Source organism: Eoetvoesiella caeni, assembly GCF_003315175.1.
GTDB lineage: Bacteria > Pseudomonadota > Gammaproteobacteria > Burkholderiales > Burkholderiaceae_B > Eoetvoesia > Eoetvoesia caeni.
Genome location: NZ_QNRQ01000001.1, coordinates 233,387 through 257,579, shown reverse-complemented (window position 1 = coordinate 257,579; position 24,193 = coordinate 233,387). Strand labels below are relative to the sequence as shown.

Annotated in this window: 23 protein-coding genes; 14 read left to right on the top strand and 9 right to left on the bottom strand. The window is 59.3% G+C overall.

The features are described from left to right. Positions 1-102: 102 nt before the first annotated feature. Positions 103-585 carry a YajQ family cyclic di-GMP-binding protein gene (locus DFR37_RS01185; protein WP_113931419.1) on the top strand — a complete coding sequence of 161 codons (483 nt, stop codon included), beginning with the start codon at positions 103-105 and terminating at the stop codon, positions 583-585. A 4-nt stretch (positions 586-589) separates the two neighbouring features. On the opposite strand, the gene fusA is transcribed toward DFR37_RS01185, so the two are convergent. The 3 genes from fusA to DFR37_RS01170 form a co-directional block, all read right to left on the bottom strand. Beyond that, a complete protein-coding gene (gene fusA / locus DFR37_RS01180; protein WP_113931418.1) occupies positions 590-2,716 on the bottom strand; it encodes an elongation factor G in 2,127 nt (708 codons plus the stop codon). Positions 2,717-2,780: 64 nt separating this feature from the next. Next, complete coding sequence (locus DFR37_RS01175; RefSeq protein ID WP_113931417.1) at positions 2,781-3,542, bottom strand: ABC transporter permease; 762 nt, start codon at positions 3,540-3,542, stop codon at positions 2,781-2,783. Further along, positions 3,539-4,465 carry an ABC transporter ATP-binding protein gene (locus DFR37_RS01170; RefSeq protein ID WP_113931416.1) on the bottom strand — a complete coding sequence of 309 codons (927 nt, stop codon included), beginning with the start codon at positions 4,463-4,465 and terminating at the stop codon, positions 3,539-3,541. The genes DFR37_RS01175 and DFR37_RS01170 overlap by 4 nt, the downstream gene beginning before the upstream one ends. Positions 4,466-4,549: 84 nt before the next feature. On the opposite strand from DFR37_RS01170, the gene DFR37_RS01165 reads away from it, so the two are divergent. Continuing rightward, positions 4,550-6,025: an NAD(P)H-hydrate dehydratase gene (locus DFR37_RS01165; RefSeq protein WP_113931415.1), complete on the top strand. Its 1,476-nt coding sequence runs from the start codon at positions 4,550-4,552 to the stop codon at positions 6,023-6,025. Positions 6,026-6,118: 93 nt separating this feature from the next. Here DFR37_RS01165 and DFR37_RS01160 read toward each other — a convergent pair whose 3' ends face one another. Beyond that, entirely contained in the window at positions 6,119-6,955 is an 837-nt protein-coding gene (locus DFR37_RS01160; RefSeq protein ID WP_113931414.1) for a universal stress protein, read from the bottom strand. 230 nt (positions 6,956-7,185) lie between these two features. On the opposite strand from DFR37_RS01160, the gene DFR37_RS01155 reads away from it, so the two are divergent. After that, positions 7,186-8,034, top strand: a complete 849-nt coding sequence (locus DFR37_RS01155; protein ID WP_113931413.1) for an HAD family hydrolase — start codon at positions 7,186-7,188, stop codon at positions 8,032-8,034. Between the two features lie 103 nt (positions 8,035-8,137). Next, a complete protein-coding gene (tadA, locus tag DFR37_RS01150) occupies positions 8,138-8,611 on the top strand; it encodes a tRNA adenosine(34) deaminase TadA (protein WP_113931849.1) in 474 nt (157 codons plus the stop codon). Here tadA and DFR37_RS01145 read toward each other — a convergent pair. Beyond that, positions 8,565-9,860: an MFS transporter gene (locus DFR37_RS01145; protein WP_113931412.1), complete on the bottom strand. Its 1,296-nt coding sequence runs from the start codon at positions 9,858-9,860 to the stop codon at positions 8,565-8,567. The two genes, tadA and DFR37_RS01145, sit on opposite strands and share 47 nt — an antisense overlap. Positions 9,861-10,039: 179 nt before the next feature. Here DFR37_RS01145 and DFR37_RS01140 point away from each other — a divergent pair, with 179 nt between their 5' ends. The 3 genes from DFR37_RS01140 (at position 10,040) to DFR37_RS01130 (ending at position 13,404) form a co-directional block, all read left to right on the top strand. Further along, positions 10,040-10,987, top strand: coding sequence for an LD-carboxypeptidase (locus DFR37_RS01140; RefSeq protein ID WP_113931411.1), 948 nt, complete (start codon positions 10,040-10,042; stop codon positions 10,985-10,987). 150 nt (positions 10,988-11,137) lie between these two features. Next, a complete protein-coding gene (locus DFR37_RS01135; protein ID WP_113931410.1) occupies positions 11,138-12,739 on the top strand; it encodes an ABC-F family ATPase in 1,602 nt (533 codons plus the stop codon). A 59-nt stretch (positions 12,740-12,798) separates the two neighbouring features. Continuing rightward, positions 12,799-13,404 (top strand): IMPACT family protein, encoded by a 606-nt coding sequence (locus tag DFR37_RS01130; RefSeq protein WP_113931409.1) that lies wholly within the window; start codon positions 12,799-12,801, stop codon positions 13,402-13,404. A gap of 79 nt (positions 13,405-13,483) precedes the next feature. On the opposite strand, the gene trxA is transcribed toward DFR37_RS01130, so the two are convergent. Further along, positions 13,484-13,867 (bottom strand): thioredoxin, encoded by a 384-nt coding sequence (gene trxA, locus DFR37_RS01125; protein WP_113931408.1) that lies wholly within the window; start codon positions 13,865-13,867, stop codon positions 13,484-13,486. A gap of 193 nt (positions 13,868-14,060) precedes the next feature. After that, complete coding sequence (locus DFR37_RS01120) at positions 14,061-15,359, bottom strand: NCS2 family permease (RefSeq protein WP_113931407.1); 1,299 nt, start codon at positions 15,357-15,359, stop codon at positions 14,061-14,063. Positions 15,360-15,454: 95 nt separating this feature from the next. Between DFR37_RS01120 and tsaD the strand changes: the two genes are divergently transcribed. Further along, positions 15,455-16,492, top strand: coding sequence for a tRNA (adenosine(37)-N6)-threonylcarbamoyltransferase complex transferase subunit TsaD (tsaD, locus tag DFR37_RS01115; protein ID WP_113931406.1), 1,038 nt, complete (start codon positions 15,455-15,457; stop codon positions 16,490-16,492). A gap of 103 nt (positions 16,493-16,595) precedes the next feature. Here tsaD and plsY read toward each other — a convergent pair whose 3' ends face one another. After that, complete coding sequence (gene plsY / locus DFR37_RS01110) at positions 16,596-17,249, bottom strand: glycerol-3-phosphate 1-O-acyltransferase PlsY (RefSeq protein WP_113931405.1); 654 nt, start codon at positions 17,247-17,249, stop codon at positions 16,596-16,598. Between the two features lie 108 nt (positions 17,250-17,357). Between plsY and surE the strand changes: the two genes are divergently transcribed. The 6 genes from surE to rlmD all read left to right on the top strand — a co-directional run bounded on the left by surE (position 17,358) and on the right by rlmD (position 22,874). Then, positions 17,358-18,101, top strand: a complete 744-nt coding sequence (gene surE / locus DFR37_RS01105; protein ID WP_113931404.1) for a 5'/3'-nucleotidase SurE — start codon at positions 17,358-17,360, stop codon at positions 18,099-18,101. Then, positions 18,098-18,916, top strand: coding sequence for a protein-L-isoaspartate(D-aspartate) O-methyltransferase (locus tag DFR37_RS01100; protein ID WP_113931403.1), 819 nt, complete (start codon positions 18,098-18,100; stop codon positions 18,914-18,916). The genes surE and DFR37_RS01100 overlap by 4 nt, the downstream gene beginning before the upstream one ends. 13 nt (positions 18,917-18,929) lie before the next feature. Further along, entirely contained in the window at positions 18,930-19,733 is an 804-nt protein-coding gene (locus DFR37_RS01095) for a peptidoglycan DD-metalloendopeptidase family protein (RefSeq protein WP_113931402.1), read from the top strand. Continuing rightward, the gene (locus tag DFR37_RS01090) at positions 19,730-20,509 is read left to right on the top strand and encodes a 3'-5' exonuclease (RefSeq protein ID WP_113931401.1); all 780 of its coding nucleotides are present in this window, start codon (positions 19,730-19,732) and stop codon (positions 20,507-20,509) included. The genes DFR37_RS01095 and DFR37_RS01090 overlap by 4 nt, the downstream gene beginning before the upstream one ends. A 115-nt stretch (positions 20,510-20,624) precedes the next feature. Continuing rightward, complete coding sequence (locus tag DFR37_RS01085; protein WP_113931400.1) at positions 20,625-21,281, top strand: hypothetical protein; 657 nt, start codon at positions 20,625-20,627, stop codon at positions 21,279-21,281. 285 nt (positions 21,282-21,566) lie between these two features. Next, positions 21,567-22,874: a 23S rRNA (uracil(1939)-C(5))-methyltransferase RlmD gene (rlmD, locus tag DFR37_RS01080; RefSeq protein ID WP_113931848.1), complete on the top strand. Its 1,308-nt coding sequence runs from the start codon at positions 21,567-21,569 to the stop codon at positions 22,872-22,874. Positions 22,875-22,996: 122 nt separating this feature from the next. Here rlmD and DFR37_RS01075 read toward each other — a convergent pair whose 3' ends face one another. Next, the gene (locus tag DFR37_RS01075) at positions 22,997-24,157 is read right to left on the bottom strand and encodes an ABC transporter substrate-binding protein (protein ID WP_113931399.1); all 1,161 of its coding nucleotides are present in this window, start codon (positions 24,155-24,157) and stop codon (positions 22,997-22,999) included. Positions 24,158-24,193: the final 36 nt, after the last annotated feature.

Below are 24,193 nucleotides of genomic sequence, written 5' to 3'. Positions count from 1 at the left end.
TTTTTGCCTGCAAGGCGCCTGTCCGCGCGCTGATCGGTTCGGTGATTGGTTGTACACTCGGTGCTTTGCAGGTTTTGTCAGTGTGTTAATAAGGATGCAGCCATGCCGTCGTTTGATGTGGTTTCCGAAGTCGATAAACACGAGTTGACCAATGCGGTCGATCAGGCCAATCGCGAATTGGTCACGCGCTTCGATTTCAAAGGCTCGAATGCGAAGTTCGAGCTCGAGGGTTTTGTGGTCACACAAGTGGCCACGAGCGCTTTTCAGTTAAAGCAGATGCTGGATATTCTGCGTGGCCGCTTGTCGGCGCGCGGCATCGACGTGCGCTGCCTGGACGTGGCCGAGCCCAACGAAAACCTGGGCGGTGCGCGCCAGAAGATAACCATCAAGCAAGGCATTGAACAGGCGGTCTCCAAGAAGCTCATTGCCGCCTTGAAAGAAGCCAAGCTCAAGGTCGAATCGCAGATTACGGGCGAAAAACTGCGCGTCAGCGGCAAGAAACGCGACGATTTGCAGGCCGCCATGGCGCTTTTGCGCAAGACCGAAGTCGAATTGCCCCTGCAGTTCAACAATTTTCGCGATTAAGCCTTCAGCTTGAAGAGCCCCGGCCTGTCGGGTTATGCGCTTGCACGACGGCCCGGGTGACGGTTTCCGAGGCCTGGGCGTATTGCTTGAACTCCATTGTGTAGGTGGCGCGGCCCTGCGTCAGCGAGCGCAAGGTCGTAGAGTAGCCGAACATTTCAACCAGCGGGACTTCCGCGCGCAGGGCTTTTCCTATGCCGCCCGGCAGGTCTTCCATGCCCTGGATGGCGCCGCGCCGCGCCGACAGGTCGCCCAGCACGTCGCCCATTTTTTCTTCAGGGGTTTCCACTTCGACCGCCATGATGGGTTCGAGCAAGACAGGCGCGGCCAGCCGGCAGCCGTCTTTGAACGCGATGGCCGCAGCCATCCGGTATGCGTGTTCGCTGGAGTCGACATCGTGCGACGAACCGAAGATCAGGGTGACCTTGACATCGATGATGGGATAACCGGCCAGCACGCCGCTGTTCAGGCTTTCTATAACGCCCTTTTCCACAGCGGGAATGAACTCTCGCGGGATGACCCCGCCCTTTATTGCGTCGACAAACTCGAAGCCCTTGCCGGCGGGCTGCGGCTCTATTTTTAGAACGACGTGGCCATATTGGCCGTGCCCGCCGGTTTGCTTGATGAATTTGCCTTCGGACGATTCGCAGACCTTGCGCAGTGTTTCGCGAAAAGCCACCTGGGGCTTGCCGACGGAGGCGTCGACGCCGAACTCGCGCCGCATGCGTTCGACCAGAACCTCCAGGTGCAATTCGCCCATGCCGGAAATAATGGTCTGGCCGGAGTCGGGATCGCTGTTGACGCGGAATGAAGGGTCCTCCTGGGCCAGCCGTTGCAGCGCCACGCCCATCTTTTCCTGGTCCGCCTTGGTTTTGGGTTCGACCGCCTGCGAGATGACAGGCTCGGGAAACACCATGCGTTCCAGGGTAATTGGATGGTCGATATCGGACAGGGTGTCGCCCGTTGTGACTTCTTTCAGGCCGACCGCCGACGCAATGTCGCCGGCATGCACTTCGTCGAGCTCGAGGCGGTGGTTGGCATGCATTTGCAACAGCCGGCCGATGCGCTCTTTTTTGCCTTTGGTGGAGTTAAACACCGTATGTCCCGACGTCATGATGCCGGAGTACACCCGGAAGAAGGTCAGATGGCCGACAAAAGGGTCGGTCATGATTTTGAACGCCAGCGCGCTGAAATGCTCGTCGTCGGCGGCGCGCCGGCTTGCAGGCTGTTCGCGCCCGTCGACGCCGGTAACGGGCGGGATATCGGCCGGGGACGGCAAGTAGTCGATGACGGCATCAAGCAGCGCCTGTACGCCACGATTCTTGAAAGCGCTGCCGCACAGCGCCGGAACGATTTCGCCTTTGATGGTGCGTTCGCGCAAACCGGCCTTGACCTGGTTCTCGTCCAGCTGGCCGCCCTCTAGATACACTGCAAGCAGTTCGTCGTTGGCCTGGGCGGCCTCTTCAAGCATGCGGGCGCGCCAGGACTGTGCGTCTTGCAGCAGGGCGGGCGGGATGTCGATGTATTCGAAATGCACGCCCTGGCTGGCGTCGTCCCACATGATGGCCTTCATTTTTACCAGGTCGATGACGCCGTGGAAGGTGTCTTCGGTGCCGACGGGCAGTTGCACCGGCACGGGGACGCCTTTGAGGCGCTCACGTATTTGCTGGACGACGCGCAGGAAGTCGGCACCCACGCGATCCATTTTATTGACGAAGGCCAGGCGTGGAACCCCGTATTTATTGGCCTGGCGCCATACGGTTTCGGATTGCGGCTGAACACCGCCCACCGAGTCGTACACCATGCAGGCGCCGTCGAGCACGCGCATGGAGCGTTCGACCTCGATGGTGAAGTCGACGTGGCCCGGAGTGTCGATGATATTGATGCGGTGTTCGGGATAATTGCCGGCCATGCCTTTCCAGAAGCACGTAGTGGCGGCCGAGGTAATCGTGATGCCGCGCTCTTGCTCCTGGTCCATCCAGTCCATCGTGGCCATGCCTTCGTGGACTTCGCCCAGCTTGTGGTTGACGCCCGAATAGAAAAGAATGCGTTCGGTGGTGGTGGTTTTGCCAGCGTCGATATGGGCGCTGATGCCGATATTTCGATAGCGTTCGATGGGTGTTTTGCGCGCCACGGTCGATTCTCCGCAACATGAGGGTTGTCAGGCCCCCAGTCTACACCCGCAGCGGCGCAAGCGATTACGGCTTTAGGCGGTAGCCGGTTCTGAACATCCACAAGACGATGATCAGACATGCCACTAGAAAGGCCAGCGTCATGACCAGGCTGACGACAACGCTGACGTCGGCAATGCTGTAGAAACTCCAGCGAAAGCCGCTGATCAGGTAAACAACCGGGTTCAGCAACGTGACCTTTTGCCAGAATGCGGGCAGCATGTCTATGGAATAGAAGCTGCCGCCCAGGAAGGTAAGCGGCGTGACGATAAGCAAAGGCACCAATTGCAGCTTTTCGAAGCCATCGGCCCAGATGCCGATAATGAAACCGAACAAGCTGAACGTGACGCAGGTCAGTACCAGGAACAGCAGCATCCACAATGGATGGTCGATGCGCAGCGGCACAAAGAACGTGGCTGTGGCCATGATGATTACGCCAAGGATCAGCGACTTGGTGGCAGCGGCGCCGACATAGCTGACGAGGATTTCAAGATGCGAGACCGGCGCGGAGAGTACTTCGTAGATGGTTCCGGAAAAGCGCGGAAAATAAATGCCGAACGAAGCATTGGAGATGCTGTGGGTCAGCAGCGAAAGCATGACCAGGCCGGGCACGATGAAGGCGCCGTAGCTGATGCCGCCGACCTCGTTGATGCGATGGCCGATGGCCGCACCGAAAACTACAAAATACAAGGAAGTGGAAATGACCGGGGCTATCAGGCTTTGCGCTATGGTGCGCCAGGCCCGCGCCATTTCGAACAGATAGATGGCCCGTATGGCGTGCAGATTCATCGTGTCTCCCGGACCAGGGTTACGAAAATATCTTCCAGCGAGCTTTGCCTGGTCCGCAGGTCGCGAAAGCGGATACCGGCATTGTGCAGATCGGCAAGCATGGCGGTGATGTCGGTTTGGTTGTGCTGGGTGTCGTAGGTGTAGGTAAGCTCTTTGGCATCGTCCGACAGCATCAAGCCGTAGCCGTTCAGTTGCGCCGGGACGTCCCGCAAGGGTTGGTGCAATTGCAATATGAGCTGCTTTTTTCCGAGCTTGCGCATGAGCTCTTTTTTTTCTTCGACTAGAATAATGCGGCCCTGGCTGATGACGCCGATGCGATCGGCCATTTCTTCGGCTTCTTCGATGTAGTGCGTGGTAAGAATTACCGTAACGCCGTTGGCGCGCAAAGAGCGCACCAGTTCCCACATGTCTTTGCGCAGCTCCACGTCTACACCGGCGGTAGGTTCATCGAGGAACAGGATTTGCGGTTCGTGCGACAGGGCTTTGGCGATGAGGACGCGGCGCTTCATGCCGCCCGACAGAGTTATCAGCTTGTTGTCTTTTTTGCTCCAGAGCGACAGAGCCTTGAGCGTTTTTTCGATATAGGCCGGGTCGGCACGTTTGCCGAACAGGCCGCGGCTGAAGCTGACCGTATCCCAGACGGTTTCGAAGGCGTCGGTGGTAAGCTCTTGCGGCACCAGCCCAATGCGGGCGCGAGCCTGGCGGTATTGGGTGACGATGTTGTATCCGTCGGCAACAATGGTGCCGCCGGATGCATTGACCAGGCCGCAGATTATGCTTATGAGAGTGGTCTTGCCCGCGCCGTTGGGGCCTAGAAGGGCAAAGATCTCGCCGCGCCGGATGTCCAGGCTGACGTCTTTGAGCGCCTCGAAGCCCGAGGCATAAATCTTGGATAGGTTTGATACGGATATTACAGATTGCATGAAAAGCGCTCTTTAATCATAAGTCTGATTCCAAGTGTGCGGCTATGATCGAATATACGCAGTTTACTAAATGGCAAGGCATGTATGGCAATAGACGAGTATGCGCTGCTGACTCCCGCTGAAATGGCGCAGGCCGATAGCGCGGCCGTTGCCCATGGCGTCGAGGGCTTGGCGCTGATGGAAGCGGCGGGCCTGGCGGTAGCGCGGGCGGTGCAGGAACGCTGGTCGCCGCGCCCCCTTACCGTGCTGTGCGGGCCGGGCAATAACGGCGGCGACGGTTTCGTCGCCGCCCGTCACTTGGCTTCCTGGGGCTGGCCGGTCACGCTGGGCTTATTGGGCACCAAAGAATCGCTGTCGGGCGACGCAGCCCATCATGCCTCCTTATGGACGGGCGCTATCCACCCCATGTCCACAGGCTTGCTCGACGGCGCGCAGCTGGTCGTCGACGCGCTTTTCGGCGCGGGGTTGTCCCGCGCGCTAAGAGGGGCGGCCAGGGACGTCGTGCAGGCGTTGTCCCGTGCGCAAATACCAGTATGCGCCGTTGACGTGCCCAGCGGCATGGACGGCGCCACCGGACAAGTCCTGGGTGTGGCCGCGCAAGCGGCATTGACAGTCACTTTTTTTCGTCGCAAGCCGGGGCATGTTTTGCTGCCGGGCCGCTGCTTGTGCGGCGACGTAGTGGTGGCCGATATCGGTATTCCCGACACCGTGCTGACGCAGGTTGCGTCAACGACATACGCCAACTCGCCTGGCTTGTGGCTGGCCGATTATCCCTGGCCGCGCCAGGACGGGCATAAATACAATCGCGGGCATGTGCTGGTGGTGGGCGGTGAAATCCTGACCGGTGCCGCACGCCTGTCGGCTCTGTCGGCCGCCCGCGTTGGAGCGGGTCTGGTAACAGTGGCCGCACCCGAACCGGCCTGGGCGGTATACGCAAGTGCGCTGACCAGCGTCATGGTGCAGCCGCTGGACGATGCCGGCGGCTTGCCCTATTTGTTGGCTGATGAGCGGCGCAACGTGATTGTCGTCGGGCCGGGTGCGGGCGTGTCCGAAGCTACCCGCCAGCACGTGTTGGCGGGGTTGAAAACCGGACGCGGCGTGGTGTTGGACGCCGACGCCATCACCTCTTTCCATTCGGCCCCGCAACAGCTGTTCAACGCCATCGCAGGTCCCTGCGTACTGACGCCGCATGAAGGCGAATTTACGCGCATCTTCGATTTTTCGGGCAGCAAGCTGGAGCGAGCCCGCGCCGCCGCCGCGCAAAGCGGTGCAGTCGTAGTCTTGAAAGGCGCGGATACCGTTGTGGCATCCCCCGACGGTTGTGCCGTCGTGAATGAGAATGCACCGCCCGACCTGGCAACGGGCGGCACAGGCGATGTGCTGACCGGCTTGATTGCGGGCTTGATGGCCCAAGGCCTGGATCCATTCCAGGCCGCCGCCGCCGGAGTCTGGCTGCAAGGCCAGGCCGCACAGTGCTTCGGGCCGGGGTTGATTGCCGAGGATCTGCCTAACATCCTGCCCGAGGTATTGCGGCAGTTGAAGCAATGGCCCATGCGCTGAGTCCATAGCACTGGCCTGCTGCCGTGTCCGGACTGTGATGGAATTTCTCAATCGGCCTGCCGTACCAAGGTGGCAGGCCGATGCAGCCCGTGCCTAGTGGGAAAAGAGAATAGGCACGGTCATGGATTGCAGCAAGGTTTTGGACGTGCCGCCCAATATCCATTCGCGCACCCGGCTGCGGTTGTAGGCGCCCATGACTATCATGTCGCAGCCATGATCGGTGGCCGAATTGAGTATGGTGTTGCCGATACCATGGCTCAGACTTTCTTTTTTCACGACCTGGGGTGTCGGGTAACCTTTGGCGGCGCAGTAGGCATCCAGATCTTTGGGTGTGATGTCCTGGGCGTTCAGTTGGTCGAGGTTCTCATCGACTTTCAAAACAGTAAGATGACTGGCTTTTTGCAGTATTGGGGCCGCATCGGCCAATGCGCGCGCAGCGCGTCGGCCATTATCCCAACAAAACAGAACACGGCGGCCGATTGGGTTGAGGTGGCCGATATAGGGAATCATAAGCACGGGGCGGCCTGCCGAAATAATGACCGATTCGGCCAAGGTGGGGCGGACGCCGGGCGAAGGGTTGGCGCTGTCGGCTTGGCTCATGACGAGAATATCGCAATAGCGGGCATGGAGTGCCAGCACTTCTTCGGTGGGGCCTTGAGGCGCGCGATAGCTGGCCTTGACGCCGGCATTGGCTGCCGTCTTGAGGAAGTTGTCGCGGATCTCAGTCATTTCGTTACTTACGTAGCTGCGCATAAGGTCGGCTACTTGAGTGGGTACTACCGTTTCGTCGCGCAGATACTGGCTAGGCACGGGGGAGGAATAAATGCCTACAAGCTCCGCCTGGTGTTCTGCGGCAAGCTGGACGGTAAGATCCAGGCGCAGTTGGTGGGAGCGGTCTTTCGTTAGATCGAGTGCTATGCGGCCAAACATGTATTCCTCCTGTGAGGGTATGGGGTGTACGGCTTCGTGTCTATAGCGGTAATTCGCTACTTTGATTCTATGAGTGGGTTGGGCCCGCGCAGTTGATTTAACGCAAACTTGTATGAATGAGCGGACCCGGTCCGCGTGGCTTGCAGTTGGGATCGTGCTGCAGCAGGCGTTACACTCGAGGCTTGTTTGACGCCCAGGCCGCGGCGCTGCGGCTTTATTCCAGGAAGAACATGTCCGACGTCATTGCCCTGATTTTCGATTTCGACGATACGCTGGCCCCCGACAGTACTAGCGGGTTTTTGTCCGATATAGGCGTCGATGCCGGGCATTTCTGGTCGCAAGAGGTAGGGCCTTTGCTGTCCCACGAAGACTGGGATCCCGTGCCGGCATACCTGTATCAAATGATAGAGCTTTCGCGTTCGGGCCAGAATGGCCTCATCACGCAAGAGCGGCTGGCCGATTGGGGCCGGCGCCTGCCGCTGCATGACGGCGTGCGGACTTTATTCAGCCGGCTGCGGGCTCAGGTCAAGGCGCAACACCCCCAGGTGCAGATCGAGTTCTATCTTATTTCCAGCGGTATAGGCGATGTCGTGCGCAATACCCCCATTGCACACGAATTTACCGATATCTGGGCATCCGAGTTCATATACGGCAGTGACGGCGGTATCCATTTCCCGCGCCGCATCGTCAGCTTTACCGACAAAACCCGTTATCTATTCCATATCCAGAAGGGCATAGTGGGGCAGGCCTCGCGCAACAAGCCATTCGAGGTCAATAAGAAAGTCGACCAGGACAAGCTGCGGGTTCCATTCCAGCAAATGATTTTTGTCGGCGACGGCTATACCGATATTCCGTGCTTCTCATTAATACGCAAGTCGGGGGGCGTGGCGTTCGGGGTATGGGATCCTCGCCATAAAGACAAGCGCAGCCGCGCCTGGGGATTCATTCAGGAAGGAAGGGTCTCCAATCTGAACCAGGCCCGTTACGACGAGAATGCCGAACTATATCAGTGGCTGGAAGAAGCAGTCGAAAGCCTGGCGGGCCGCATTTCGCTCAATGCGCGCATATACGGGGGCTGATATGGCGGCGGGAATGCCAGAGGATATGCCCGCGGACCCAAACGCTTCCGGCTGCCTGGGTCCAGGTGCCGGCGGGGCGTTCAATGATGCCGATATCGCCGCCATGCGCCTGGCTCTAGCGCTTGCCGGCAAAGCTCAGGCCGCGGGCGAGGTTCCTGTGGGCGCAGTCTTGCTCGATGAAAGCGGGCAGGTCATAGGCGAAGGTTTCAATTGCACCATCGGCAGCCACGATCCCACGGCCCATGCCGAAATCGTAGCTTTGCGCGAGGCCGCCGAAGCGGCGCGCAATTACCGCCTGCCGGGCGCCAGCCTGTATGTGACGCTGGAGCCTTGCGCCATGTGCATGGGGGCGATGATGCACGCGCGCCTGAAACGGGTGGTGTATGGCGCGCACGACCCCAAGACGGGCGCCTGCGGCAGTGTGCTCAGCCTGCACGCCAGCAAGCTGAATCACCAGACGGATGTGGCAGGCGGACTGCTGCAGGAAGAATGCGGCGAGCATTTGCGCGCTTTTTTTCGCGCCCGCAGGCTCAGCGCGAAGCGCGCGAAGGCGCAACCCGGCGAACCGTCAGAATGATCAGTGCTGCAGCCAGGCACGCGGCTCCTGCGGCGTATAGCGCCGGAGTATAGGTAAGCAGCATGGTTCGGGTCAGTCCGGCGCCATAGGCGGCCGTGGCGGCGCCCAGTTGATGCGCCGCGAATATCCAGCCGAACAGCATGCCCACTTGCTCTTTGCCGAAGGCTGCGGTTGCCAGCTTGACGGTAGGCGGTACGGTGGCAATCCAGTCCAGCCCATAGAACATGGCGAAGAACGTAAGCCCGTAAAAGGTGAATTCGGAGTGGGGCAGCCAGAACAAGGACAAGCCGCGCAATCCGTAATACCAGAACAACAGCTTGCGATTGTCGTAGCGGTCCGAGAGCCAGCCCGACAAAATGGTACCGAAAAAATCGAAGGCGCCCATCATGGCCAGAACCGAGGCGGCCGGCACGGCCGACATGCCGAAGTCGCCGCACAAAGAAATGAAGTGCGTCTGGATAAGCCCGTTGGTGCTCAAGCCGCAAATAAAGAACGTGCCGGCCAAAACCCAGAATGTACGGTTGCCGCGCACGGCCAACAGCGCTTTGAAGGGATCGGCCAGCGAAAGATGGACGGCCTTGGGCGGAGCGGCCGGGGCGCGGCCGCTTGCGGCTGGCGCGGCGCCATAGGGCGCCTGGCCGATGTCTTCGGGATAATTGCGGATGAAGCAGAAGGCCAGCACCGCGACTAAAAGCGTCAAGGCGAAAATGGGCAGGATAGAAGAGCGCCAGCCGTGGTTTTCGACCAGCCATGCCGCAAACGGCAGGAAGGCCAATTGGCCGGTGGCGATGCTGGCGGTAAGCGCGCCGATGACGACGCCCCGGTGGGCTTCGAACCAGCGGTTGGTGATAATGGTGCCCAGCACCAGGGCCGTCATGCCGCTGGCAAAGCCAAGAACTATGCCCCATAGCGCCACCAAGTGCCAGAACTGCGTCATCTCTACGGCCAGGATCAGGCCGATGGCCAGCAAGGTCAGGGCGGTGCTCATTACGGCGCGCAAGCCGTAGCGGCTGATGAAGACGGCGGCAAAAGGCCCCAGCAGGCCGTAAAGGATGAAACGCAGCGCAAGGGCCGACGATATCTGCTCGGTGCTCCAGCCGTATTCGGCGCTTAGCGGGGTAAGCAATACCCCCGGCAGGCCCAGTGCGGCCGACGATGTCAGCATGGTCAGGAAAGTAATGGCCGCGACTACCCAGGCAAAGTGGATATTGCGCCGGGCGAGCCAGGTGGAAAGAGCTTGGGCAAACATAAGCTTTTATGAAGAGGAGGCGGCGTCAACTATACTTATGCCTGCCTGAAAGAGCCAGTTTTTTCGCTGTTCGATATGCATTGCCGTTACTTGCGGCTTAAAAGAGACGTATTCGTTCCGTTACGCTGAGCTCTGGCCGGTTTGTTTTCCTCAGGCACTTCCTTTTATACAGGCGCACCATGACGCATGCGAAAGAACATCAAGATCACGACCACTCCCATCATTCCCGCCAGCCGGCTCCCAAAGGCATTTACCTGATTTCGCCGTCGGGTGCTGTGGCGGAACCCGCCCGGGTCGAACTGGCGTGCAAGCGACTGGGCGAACTGGGCTTCAAGACCGCGGTCGACCGCGCAGCCCTGGCGGTGCATGAACGCTTTGCCGGTACGGACAAGCAGCGTTTGGCCGGCATTGCGCGAGCGCTCAAGCAAAAACACCCTATTGTGATGGCAACGCGCGGCGGCTACGGCTTGAGCCGATTGCTGCCTTTTATCGACTGGCAGGCCGTGGCCGACAGCGGCAAGATCTTTATCGGCCAAAGCGACTTCACGGTATTCAATCTGGCGCTTTTGGCGAAAACCGGTGCTTCCAGCTACGCGGGACCCACGGCTGTCTTCGACTTCGGCGCCAAGAAAATGGATGATCTGACAGCTGCGCTGTTCACCGAAAGCATGCGCGGCGAACTGGAAATCCTCAGTTTCGAGTCGCCCGATTCCGACCCGGTGGATGCGCGCGGGGTCTTGTGGGGCGGCAACTTGGCCATGGTGGCCTCTTTGGTAGGTACGCCTTATTTGCCCAAGATCAAGGGCGGCATACTGTTCCTGGAAGACATCAGCGAACATCCGTTCCGGATCGAGCGCATGTTGACGCAGCTATGGCATGCCGGCGTGCTGGCTCGCCAAAAAGCCATTGTCCTGGGCCGTTTTACGGATTACCGCTTGGCCGCGCACGACAACGGCTTCGATATGCCGTCGGTGCTGCGATGGCTGCGCGAAACCGTGAAAGTGCCGGTAGTCACCGGCCTGCCTTACGGCCATGTAAAGATCAAGGCAACGTTGCCGATAGGCAAAAAGGTTGGTGTGGCCACGGAAGACGGTATGGCGCATTTGGTGCTTGAAGAGCACTTTTAAGCGCCGTGGGCACTTCATCGTCTTGCGGTTCGCGGCCATTCGGGGGCGGCGAACCGCATTTTGCATGCCCGCAACCGAAAGGCTTCTTAAGTCAAAACTTGTTAAACTAGCAGGTTGTCCAGACCATTTTTTTGAATCGATAGAATTTAAGTGATATCCACAGCAAACCTCACCATCCAGTTCGGCCCCAAGCCTTTATTTGAGAACGTCAGCGTCAAGTTCGGCGGGGGCAATCGTTACGGGCTTATCGGCGCCAACGGTTCCGGTAAATCCACTTTCATGAAGATTATCGGGGGCGACCTGGAGTCTTCGGGTGGCAATGTGTCGCTGGACCCAGGCGTGCGCCTGGGAAAGCTGCGCCAGGATCAGTTTGCCTACGAAGATCTCCGTGTGCTGGACGTTGTGTTGATGGGCCACGAGGAAATGTGGCAGGTCGTCTCCGAGCGGGACGCCATTTATGCCAATCCGGATGCAACTGAAGAAGATTATATGCATGCGGCCAACCTCGAGGCCAAGTACGCCGAGTACGACGGCTATACGGCCGAATCGCGGGCGGGCGAACTCTTGCTTGGCCTGGAGATTCCCGTCGAGCAGCATAATCTGCCCATGCGCGAAATCGCGCCGGGCTGGAAGCTGCGCGTGTTGCTGGCGCAGGCTTTGTTCTCCAACCCCGACGTGCTGTTGCTCGACGAGCCGACCAATAACCTGGACATCAACACCATACGCTGGCTGGAAGATGTGCTGAACAGCTACCAGAGCACCATGGTTATCATCAGCCACGACCGGCACTTCCTGAACCAGGTATGCACTCACATGGCCGACCTGGATTATCGCGAGTTGCGTGTCTATCCGGGCAACTACGATGACTACATGATGGCGTCGACCCAGGCCCGCGAACGGGTTTCGGCGGTCAATGCCAAGGCTAAGGAACGTGTTGCCGAGCTGCAGGATTTCGTACGCCGCTTCGCTGCGAATAAGTCCAAGTCGCGCCAGGCTACATCGCGCCTGAAGCAAATCGACCGCATTAAATCCGAAACCGTCGAGGTCAAGCCTTCGTCGCGCCAGAATCCTTATATCCGCTTCGAGCAGAACAAGGTCATGCACCGCCTGGCCGTCACTGTCGAGTCCCTGACCAAGGCTTTCGACCACCCCGTCATCGGGCGCTTTTCGGCCATGGTCGAAGCGGGTGAAAAAATCGCCATCATCGGCGCCAACGGGGTGGGTAAAACCACCTTGCTACGCCTTTTGGCGGGCGACCTGGCACCGGATTCGGGCAGCGTCAAGTGGTCTGAAAACGCCGATATCGGCTATATGGCCCAGGACGTTTCCGAGCAGTTCCAATCCGACGATAACCTGTTCGACTGGCTTAGCCGCTACCGCCAGCCCGGCGACGATGACCAGACCATGCGTTCCGTCATGGGCCGCCTGCTGTTCTCGGCCGACGATATCGTCAAGGCGGTCAAGGTGCTTTCCGGGGGCGAAAAAAACCGCATGAGTTTCGGCCGGCTGATGCTGGGCCGCCATAACGTCATGCTGCTGGACGAGCCGACCAACCACCTGGACATGGAATCGATCGAGTCCCTGCAGTACGCTTTGGAAAAATACGAAGGCACGCTGGTCTTCGTGTCGCACGACCGTGAATTCGTTTCGGGGCTGGCCACGCGCGTAATCGAGATCCTGCCTAGCGGCGAGCTGATCGATTACAGGGGCGGCTACGACGACTACCTGGCCTCGCGCGGCATCGAGGCTTAATTCCGGCCGGCTTTGGGGATACGGCGGGGGTTGCGAAGAGTATTCAATGGAGTTGGCCTGTGGCCCAATATACGCTGACGGAATTGGCTACCTACCAGGAAGATGTCCGTAAAAGCCGGTTTGCGGCGCTGGCATCAAAAGCGGACAATCCCGACGAAGCCCTGCGGTTTTTTGCCGAACACAGCGTGCCGACGGCCACGCATAATTGCTGGGCCTACCGCATCGGCAACGAATATCGTTTCAATGACGATGGCGAGCCTGGCGGCACCGCGGGCCGGCCTATCCTGCAAGCAATCGAAGGCCAGCAATGCGACCGCGTAGCGGTATTGGTAGGGCGCTGGTTCGGTGGAATCAAACTGGGTCCCGGCGGACTGATACGCGCGTATGGCGGCGTTGCGGCGCAATGCCTGCGGCTGGGCAGCCGCATCGAGTTGGTCGATGAAGAGCAGCTCTTGCTGCAGTGCACTTTTGCCGATATGGCGCTGGTGCAATCCAGGCTGGGAACTTTTGGGGCGCGTATCCAGGCCGAAGAATTCGATGCCGCTGGTGTTCGCTGGCAAGTCGGTGTGCCGCGACAATTGGCCGACGCGCTTGTCGCGGCATTTACCGATCTAACCAGGGGTCAAGGCCGATATCGGCGCGAAGCCGATGAGCAGGGACACTAGCGGCATGGCCCTGCCCCATTCGCAAGGGCCGGCGATCGACATCGCACCGCATTTACCAAGGTAAGGCCTGCTGCGACTGTTATTGCGGCTTGTCGCCGGCTTTGGCCTGTTCTTCGGCGATTTCGGCGTGCACTTGCGCCATGTCTATGTCCTTGACTTGGGTGATCAGTTCGCCCAATTGGGGGGCCGACAAGGCGCCTGCCTGGTTGAACAGCAAAACTTGTTCGCGAAACACCATCAAGGTAGGGATCGAACGGATGCCCAGGCCGCCGGCCAGCTCTTCCTCTTCTTCGGTGTTGACCTTGCCGAAGACGATGTCGGAATTTTGCTTGGCAGCCGCCTCGAACACCGGGGCAAAGTTGCGGCAAGGACCACACCAAGGAGCCCAGAAGTCCACGATCAGGGTCTTGCCCTCTTTGATGGCTTCCTGGAAGGTGTCTTTGTTCAGGTCTATTGTGGTCATAAAATCATCCAGAAAAAAGCGGCCTGCAAGAGCCGCTTTGGGTAAGCTGCTATGCGCAGCTTCTAGTTTACAGTTTTCCTTACCGCTGTTTTGATTCTACTTGTATGTAAAGTGTGCGCTTTGCCGGCTTTGCGTGGCTTACCCAAGTAATGCCACGCTTTGCCCTGGCGTTGAAGCCTTAGCAGCAGGCGGATCAGTCGGGAAAGAAACCGTACTTGATGACGAACAGTATGGCGACGATCAGCGTAGCGGGGTGGATGTCGCGGAATTTGCCCGTGGCAGCCTTGAGGATGACGTAGCTGATGAAGCCGAAAGCCAGGCCATTGGCGATCGAATAGGTGAATGGCATGATCATGGCGGCCAGGGCGGCGGGCGCGGCTTCGGTTACGTCGCTCCAGTCGATTTCGGTGATCTCGCGCAGCATCAGGCCGGCTACATACAGCAGGGCGGGAGCGGTGGCGTAGCCCGGAACGGTTTTAGCCAAAGGCGAGAAGAACAAGGCCAGCAGGAACAGAATGGCGATGACCAGCGCGGTCAGGCCCGTGCGTCCGCCCGCTTGCACTCCCGAGGCGCTTTCGATATAGGCGGTAGTGCTGCTGGTGCCCAGGAACGAACCGGCCACGATGGCGGTGCTGTCGGAAAACAGGGCGCGGCCCAGACGGTTCGGCTTGCCTTCAGGGATAAGGCCGGCCCGCTTGGCAACCCCGATCATGGTGCCGGTGGCGTCGAAAACCTCGACCAGCACGAGCACCAGAATGACGTGGATGAAGCCGGTGTGCAGCGCACCCATGATGTCAAGCTGGAAGAAGGTGGGTGCCAGGCTTGGCGGAGCGGAAAATACACCCTGGAATTCATTGTGCCCAGTGACCATCGACAGGGCAGTAATAATGATGATGCCCAGCAGGATGGCGCCGCGCACTTTCATGGCGTCCAGCGCCGCAATGATGAAGAAACCCAGGATGGCGAACAGCGTTGGTGTGGAGCTTAGGTCGCCCAGGCCCACGATGGTGGCTTTATTGGGGACCACGATGCCGGCGCCGTTGGGCCCCAGGGCAATAATGGCCAGGAACAGGCCGATACCGGCCGCAATGGCCGAGCGCAGCGATTTAGGGATGCCGTCGATCAGCCATGAGCGGATGCCCGTGACTGTAAGAATGACGAACACGACGCCGGAGATGAAGACCGCGCCCAAAGCTTGCTGCCATGAATAGCCCATGGCACCCACGACGGTAAAGGCGAAGAAGGCGTTAAGGCCCATGCCGGGCGCCATGCCGATCGGCCAGTTGGCCACGAAAGCCATGATGAGCGTGCCGAGCGCCGCGGCCAGGCAGGTTGCCACGAACACTGCGTTATGATCCATGCCGGTCGTCGATAAAATGGCCGGGTTGACGAAGATGATATACGCCATGGTCAGGAACGTTGTGATCCCCGCCAGTATTTCCGTTCTGGCTGTGGTGCCATGCTCGCGCAGCTTGAAAAGTTTCTCCAGCATCTAGTGCCTCCAAGATTAATTTAGTTATTTCAATCTATTGTTTAACCGAGTGCCATTCTAAGACGGTTTTGTGTCCAGTTGTACACTTATGCATCATGATTATTATCGGTTTTGAAAGTTCTTGCGACGAAACAGGGGTCGCCGTGGCCTGTACCGAGCGGGGGCTGCTTGCCCACGCCTTGCACAGCCAGATCGCAATGCACCGCGAGTACGGCGGCGTCGTGCCGGAGCTGGCTTCGCGCGACCATATTCAGCGCATTCTTCCGCTAACCGCAGAAGTCCTGCAAAAAGCGGGCTTGGCCATGGGCGATATTGACGCCGTGGCATATACCGCCGGTCCTGGCTTGGCGGGGGCCTTGCTTGTAGGGGCCAGCGTCGCGCAGTCCTTTGCCTGGGCGCGCGGCCTACCCGCCATACCCATCCATCACCTGGAGGGGCATTTGCTTTCGCCCCTATTGGCGCAGCCGCGTCCCGAGTTTCCTTTCGTGGCCTTGCTGGTATCGGGCGGGCATACCCAATTGATGCGGGTCGACGGCGTAGGGCACTACGAACTGCTGGGTGAAACCCTGGACGACGCGGCCGGCGAGGCGTTCGATAAAACGGCCAAGCTGATGGGGTTGGGCTATCCGGGCGGCCCTGCTTTGTCGTTGCTGGCGGAAAAGGGCGATGCCGCGCGCTACGATTTGCCGCGTCCGCTGTTGCACAGCCGCGATCTGGACTTCAGCTTCAGCGGCCTTAAGACCGCGGTGCTGACGCGCTTGAAAAGCATTGAAAAAGAAAGTGGACCGCTGGATTCCACACAGCAAGCCGATCTGGCCGCCTCGACCGAAGCCGCCATTGTCGATGTGCTGGCGGCCAAGGCGATCAAGGCGATGAAGCAAACCGGCCTGAAGAGCCTGGTCGTAGCCGGCGGAGTCGGCGCGAATCGCCATTTGCGCGCGAAGTTGCAGGCGGCAATGAAAGGGTTGGGCGGTGAAGCTTTTTTTCCGCCGCTGGAATTTTGTACCGACAATGGCGCCATGATTGCTTTTGCGGCAGCCGAGCGCGTAAAGGCGGGACTGGCGGACTTGTCCGGCGACAGCCATGCTTTTACGGTGCATCCACGCTGGGATTTGCAGGACGTGTGCGTCTAGCGGCGCACGCCCCAGCCAGGCGGGGCAAGGTTGCCGCGCTTGAAAAACCTTGGCATTCGGGGCCGCGGCCAAAAAGGCAGTGCCCGGCGCGGCCCGAGCGGCATTAGTGGGCGTTGCGGTGGGGGCCTGCGGCTTTTTTCCCGCCGATGCGGCTTTCTTTGCCTACCAGAAGCCGCGCGATATTGGCTTTGTGGCGAAAACACACAATAACGCAGATCACCACGATCGCGGCGCAGATCAGCGGGCTGAACGGCCAGGCGACGTTGCCGCCGAACAAATAATAAAGCGGAGTAAAGATGGCTGCGGCTATCGCGGCCAGCGACGAATAGCGGCTGGCGTAAGCTACTATCAGCCAGGTGGCGACGGTGGCAAGGGCCAGCCAGGGCTGCAGCGCCAGCAGGACGCCCAGCGCGGTGGCAACGCCTTTGCCGCCTTTGAATCCGAGGAATACCGGGTACAGGTGGCCCAGAAATACGGCAATGGCGCACAGGGCCACGATAAAATCGGGCAAACCTACGCTTTCGGCCAGCCACACGGCAAACCATCCTTTGGCCGCGTCGCCGCACAAGGTCAGGATGGCGGCCGATTTGTTGCCGCTGCGCAGCACATTGGTGGCGCCCGGGTTTTTCGAGCCGAATGTCCGGGGGTCCTGCAAGCCCATGCCGCGGCTGACCAGCACGGCAAACGGAATGGATCCGATCAAATAGGCGCATAAAATGGCGACTATTCCAGATAAGGACAGGGCTATCGATGACATGTAAGCGAACTCCGCAATAATTCAGTGTGATTCTACCGTGAGCGGCGGCCAAATCGCTAAAACGAGCAGGTACAATTGGCTACGTTCAGTTGAAATTATGGAAGGGCAATGCGCATACTGGTGGCCAACGACGATGGTTATAACGCTTCGGGCATCGAGGCGCTGGTCGGAGCATTGAAAGGCCTGGGCGAACTGACCATAGTCGCACCCGAAACCAATTGCAGCGGCGCCTCCAATTCGCTGACCCTCAATCGCCCGCTGTCCGTCAGGCAGGCGCCCAACGGCTATTATTTCGTCAATGGCACGCCGTCCGACTGCGTGCACATTGCCTTGACCGGCCTGCTGGACTTCCGCCCGGACCTGGTGGTTTCCGGCATCAACAACGGCGCCAACATGGGCGACGATACCTTGTATTCCGGCACGGTCGCCGCGGCCACCGAAGGCTTTCTGTTCGGTATTCCTTCTATCGCGTTTTCGTTGGTAAAAAAGGGCTGGGAACACCTGGATGCGGCAGCGCGCATCGCGCGCCAGATCGTCGAGCGCCAACTGGAACAGCCGCTGCAGTCGGTTCTGCTCAATGTCAATATTCCGGCCGTGCCCTTCGAAGCAATGCAAGGCATGGCCGTTACCCGGCTGGGCAAGCGCCATCCTTCCGAACCGGTGGTCAAAAGCAGTACACCGTATGGCGATCCAGTGTATTGGATAGGCCCGGTCGGCATGGTGTCCGATTCGGCGGCCGATACCGATTTTGGCGCGATCGCGCAAAATCTTGTGTCGGTGACGCCGCTGCGGCTCGATCTCACTCACTACGAACAGCTTCAAAATGTAAAAGTCTGGATGGGTTCGCTATGAGCAAACCTGTCAATCGCTACCCATTTTCTTCGGGCACGCCCAACCGTTTCGGACGCTCGGGCGTAGGCCAGGGGTTTTCCGCGGCCAACAGCAATACCCGCATCAGTCTGGGCGGCCTGGCCAGGCCGGCCCCCGTGCCGACCGCTTCGACCCCCGCAAACTCAAGCAATCTGGGCCTGAACTCCGATCGCTTGCGGGCTCAAATGATTCAACGCTTGCGCGCCCAGGGCATTCAGGACGAACGCGTGCTGGCCGCCATGATGTCGGTGCCGCGCCATTTGTTCGTGGACGAAGGCCTGGCAAGCCGTGCCTACGAAGACGCCGCGTTGCCCATAGGCCATGGCCAGACGATTTCCCAACCATGGGTAGTTGCACGTATGATTTCAGCGGTGTGCGAAAATCGCGTACCTGTTAAAGTTTTGGAGGTCGGGGCCGGCTGCGGCTATCAAGCCGCCGTACTGGCCCAGTTTGTCAAAGAGGTGCATGCCATTGAACGCATACGCGGTCTCTACGAGCTGGCTCGCAACCATTTGCGAGCCTTGAAGCTGGTTAGCCGCGTTCGCATCTCGTTTGGCGATGGAATGTTGGGTTTGCCGGGCGTCGCGCCTTTCGATGCGATAGTCGTGGCGGCGGCAGGCATTAAAATTCCCCAGACGCTGCTGGAGCAGCTTGCGGTTGGGGGTCGGTTAATTGCGCCGGAAGGGGGCGCAGCGCAACGTCTGATTCTTATCGAGCGGACGGGGCCTGCAGCATGGCATCGCGAAGAGCTTGAATCCGTTCGCTTCGTCCCTTTACGAGCCGGTACACAGCTATAGTTAGGAGAATCATATGCAGGTAGGGACGTTCCGGTCCAGCGTTACACAAGCGGCTTATCGCCCCGGGCTTAAGTCGGCAAGGCGGGTAGGGTTCGCGGTTTCCGCCGTTGCGCTGGCCGTGCTGGCCGGTTGCGCTTCGCGCCAGACCCAGGCGCCGGTTACCGATATGTCGGGCGGCGGTGCAACCAGCAGCGTACCTGCGACAGGCACTTATATCGTCAAGCCGGGCGATACGCTGTACAAGATAGCCCAGGCCCACAATATCGAGGTCGGAACCCTGGTTCGCCTCAATAATATTACCGATCCGGGACAATTGCGCGTGGGCCAGTCGCTGCGCCTGTCGGGTGCGGCAGGGCCGGTAAGCGCACCGGTAACCACGGCGCCGGTTGCGCCGGTGCCGGCTACAGAACCTGCGGCCGAGCCCACCACGGCTGCGCGCGCCAAAGATGCCAGCATCATTTCCTGGGGCTGGCCGGCCACGGGCAAGATAATCCAAAGCTTCAATGCCAATACCAAGGGCATAGACATTGCCGGTTCGGTCGGCGATCCGGTCGTGGCCGCCGCCTCGGGCAAGGTCATGTATGCGGGCAATGGGGTGCGGGGTCTGGGCAATCTTATTTTGCTTGGCCACGACAGCGGTTTTATTACCGCGTATGCGCATAACCAGAAACTGCTGGTCAAGACGGGGCAATCGGTGCAAAAAGGCGCCAAGATTGCCGCCATAGGGCAAACGGACACCACCTCGCCGCGCTTGCACTTCGAGATCCGGCGCAGCGGTACTCCGGTCAATCCCCTGTCGTATTTGCCGGCACGATGATTCCCACGCTGGTCTTCGACCTTGAAACCATTCCCGATGCCGCGGGCTTGCGCCGATTGGGAGACTACGACCCGGGCATGAGCGATGTCCAGGTCATCGAGGCGGCGCTGGAAGCGCGACGCGAGTCGCATGGTTCCGATTTCCTGCCTTTGCATCTGCATAAAATCGCCGTCGTCGGCTGCGTGTTTCGCGACGACAGCGGCTTCAGGGTCAAGACCCTGGGCCAGGCCGAAGATCCCGAGGCCAGCCTCATTGCGGGGTTTTTCAAGACTATCGAACGCTATACCCCCCGGCTGGTCAGCTGGAACGGTTCAGGCTTCGATTTGCCGGTTTTGCACTACCGCAGCCTTATCCACGGCGTTCAGGCGCCGCGTTATTGGGATACGGGCGAGGATGATCGCGACTTCAAGTACAACAATTACATCAGCCGCTACCACAACCGCCATATTGACCTTATGGATCTACTGGCCAAGTACAACGGCCGGGCCAATGCGCCGCTTGACGATCTGGCCAAGCTTTGCGGTTTCCCGGGCAAACTGGGCATGGATGGCGGCCAGGTCTGGAAGGCCTGGTCCGAAGGCAAGGCCGACGAAGTGCGCGCGTATTGCGAAACCGACGTCGTCAACACCTGGCTGGTCTATTGCCGTTTCCGTTTGCTAAAGGGCGAACTGGACCAGGCCGGCTACGACGCCGAGGTACAACTGGTGCGGGATACGCTGCAGGCCAGCGACGCGACCCACTGGAAGGAATACATGGCTGCCTGGGACGCAACGTAGCGTTTTTATCCCGTTGGCAGCTCTGTAATCGACTGAAAACAAATTACCATGGCTGAAACAGATCCGAAACCACTAGAGGACGACAATGAGTTTCCTCTTTTTAAAGGACTGAATCATGACCAATACCGCAAAATCCCCATTGCTGCTTAAAGTTGCCGCTCTAGCCGCGGCGTTTTCGCTGCAAGGCGCAGCCATGGCTGCGGCAGTCAACGAACCCAGCCCCTTGCTGATCGCGGCGGCCGAGCAGACTGCAACGACGCAGTCTTCGGATCAGGCCGCGGCTCCTCGCGCCGACAAGTCCATGCGCGGCCATCATCGCCATCAACATCAGAAGGCTGCCATGATGATACCGGGCTACGGGGGCTTGAGCGAGGCGGCTGTACAGACGCTGGGTCTCAACGACGCTCAATCCAAGCTATTGGCCGACGCCCAGTCCGCACAGAAAGAAGCGCGCAAAAGCCGTTACGAGTCCATGAAGGCCGAACACCAGGCCCGGGCCGAGCAACTGAAGGCGGGCAAGATCGATCCGCATGCGGCCGTGAAGCAAGCCGATGAAGCCCGTGGCAAAGCGCTTGAGGCCCGCAACCAGATTGCCGCCAAATGGTTTGCGGTATGGGATTCGCTGGATACCGCCCAGCAGCAGAAGGTCGCCACCTTGCTTGGCGAACGCGCAGCGCAGCGCGGCGAACGCATGAAAGAAATGAAGCGCATGCACAAAGGTTCTCATCACTCCGAGCAAACCCAGTCCGATAACAAGACATCGGCTTCCTGATTATTGGCCGACGGCTAGGCCTCGCTCTTCGGCGCGAGGTCTAGTTAGCAACGTCTCGGCATCCCGGTGCCTGGGCCAGCCGTTTCATTTAACGCCCCGCTGTATGAAGCGCACCCCATGAAGTTGGACACCCATCCAACCTTTTGGGGGCAGTTCAGTAGCGGGGCGTTTGTTTTGGCCCTTGGGGGCACCAAGCCGCGCAGTGGTATTTCCCCTTCAAAATACTCGACTTGCGCCATTAGCATAAAATTCGTGCCTGATCTGTTTTTGAAAGCATGGATTTTTATGTCGGAAGTATTCAATATCGAGTCCCTCGACCTGGAAGCGCGCGGCGTGGCGCACAGAGACGGGAAAGTCGTATTCATCGAAGGCGCTTTGCCGGGCGAGCAAGTGTTGGCCAACGTCGTACGCCGCAAGTCTTCGTATGATACGGCCAGGACCGAAAAAATCCTTTCCGCGTCGTCGCAGCGCGTCAATCCGCCTTGTCCTAATTTCGGGGTGTGCGGTGGCTGCGCCATGCAGCACCTGGATTCCGCCGCCCAAGTGGCCATCAAGCAGCGTGTGCTGGAAGATGCCCTGGGGCATGTCGGCAAAGTGCAGCCAGCACGTATTTTGCCGCCTTTGCATGGGCCGGCGTGGGGCTATCGCCATCGCGCCCGCCTGTCGGTGCGCTTTGTCAATAAAAAGGGCGGGGCGCTGGTGGGCTTTCGCGAGAAACGCGGCAGCTATGTGGCCGACATGACCGAATGCCTGGTCCTGCCTGCGCATGTTTCGGCCATGCTCGTGCCCTTGCGCAAGCTGGTGGACGGCCTGGCCAAGCCGCACAGCATTCCCCAGATAGAGGTCGCGGTGGGCGACGCGACGACGGCCTTGCTGCTGCGCCACCTCGATCCTTTGGCGACGACCGACATTGAAGCTTTGCGCGCCTTCGGCCAATTGCACAATGTGTCGTGGTGGCTGCAGTCCAAGGGTCCCGACACCGTGCACCCGCTGGACGCAGGCGATGCTGAAAAGCTGGCTTATCTTCTACCTGAATACGGCTTGCGCATGCCTTATCGGCCTACCGACTTTACGCAGGTGAACCAGGACATCAACCGCACACTTATTTCAAGGGCCCTATCTTTGCTGGAGGCCGAGCCCGAAGACCGTGTTGCCGATCTGTTTTGCGGCCTGGGCAACTTTACGCTGCCCCTGGCCACGCGTGCCCGCGCTGTGGTCGGCATTGAAGGCAGCAAGGCGCTGGTCGACCGTGCTTATGAGGCAGCCACCCAGAACGGCCTGGGCGAGCGCACCAGTTTCGCGGTGCTGAACCTGTTTGAAGTCGACGTTCAATGGCTGCGCGACCTGGGACGGTTCGAACGAGTTCTTATCGATCCTCCGCGCGAAGGGGCGGAAGCCGTGGCGCGCGCTTTGGCGGCCCTGGCTGTGGACGAACGGCCCAAACGCATTGTGTATGTTTCCTGCAGCCCCGCCACGCTGGCGCGCGATGCGGGCATCCTGGTGCACGAAGGCGGCTACCGCATGATGTCGGCCGGCGTCATCAATATGTTCCCGCATACCGGCCACGTGGAGTCGATAGCAGTATTCGAATAGGCTTTCGAAGCCGGTTCTCATTGATGTGCATCATGGCCGGCCCGGACGTGCCGGGTCGGTCAGATGCTGTTGGCGCGCCGTAGTGTTGCGCCGGTAAAGCCGGTGCTGCGGAGGTGTCCGGATTATGGTTTGACCAGCATCCAACGGCCTTCCCGGAATTGTCCCAGCATCAGCGCATTGGTATCGAGCCCAGCATGATCCGTCGTGGTCATGTTGTACCGGCCCCGTGCGCCGTCCAGATTGTGGGTGTTTTCGATGGCGTCGCGTAGCGCAGCCCTGAATTCGGGCGTGCCGGGCTTGGCCTTTTTTAGTGCGACGGGAGCGGCGGCTTCGATCAACTTGGTCGCGTCCCAGCCTCCTGCGGCAAAAATATTGGACGCGCCCTTGCCGTATTTCGCGTCATACATCGAGACGAATTGTTCTGCGCTTTTCTTGGCTTCGTACGAGTCGGGAATTTGATCTACGCCCATTACTGCCGCGAACGGTGCATAAATGCCTTCAGCTGCAGAGCCCGAAAGTTTGAGGAATTCGCCGAATGTGGCGCCCAGGGTCACGTAAATATCCTTTGTGTAGCCGCGTTTGCGCAATTCCAGAAGCGGCGTCGACGCGCCGGCGCCCGATCCGGCGATCAGAATTGCATCGGGATTCTTCGACAGCATTTTTATGACCTGGGCGGTCACTGAGGTGTCTTGCCGGGCGTAGCGCTCTTTGGCGACGACATTTATGGCGGGAGCTCCGTCCTGGGCCGGCGTATAACGCTGAACCAGCTTGTCCCATTGATCGCCATAGCCGTCGGAGAATCCAATGTAGGCCAGGTTCTGGATACCCTTTTTGCGCATGTCCTTGAACAGGGGTGCTGCTTCGTGCTCGTCGTTGGTCGTGGTCTTAAATACCCATCGGCGTTGGGCATCCATAGGCTGAACTAGCGAATTGGTTGGACCCTGGCTGATATTCGGCGTGCTTCCTTCGGCGACGACCGGGATGATTGCTATCGCGGCCGGGGTAATGGTTGGACCGATAATAACGTCGACCTTGTCCTCGGACATCAGCTTTCTGACACTCTTCACGGCGACGGTGGCGTCCGATGTATCGTCCAGAAAAATATAATTTACCTTTTGTCCGGCGATGGTTTTTGCGCCCAACTGAACGCCGTTCCTTTCGTATATGCCCAGCGATGTGGCGGGTCCGGTAGTGGACAGTACAACCCCCACATTAATGTCCGCATGGGCTGATGCCGCACCCAAAAGCAGTGCGAGGACGGCTGCATACTTTAGCTTGATCATTGTTGTGTCTCCTTTGTTTTAAGAATTGCTTTGTAA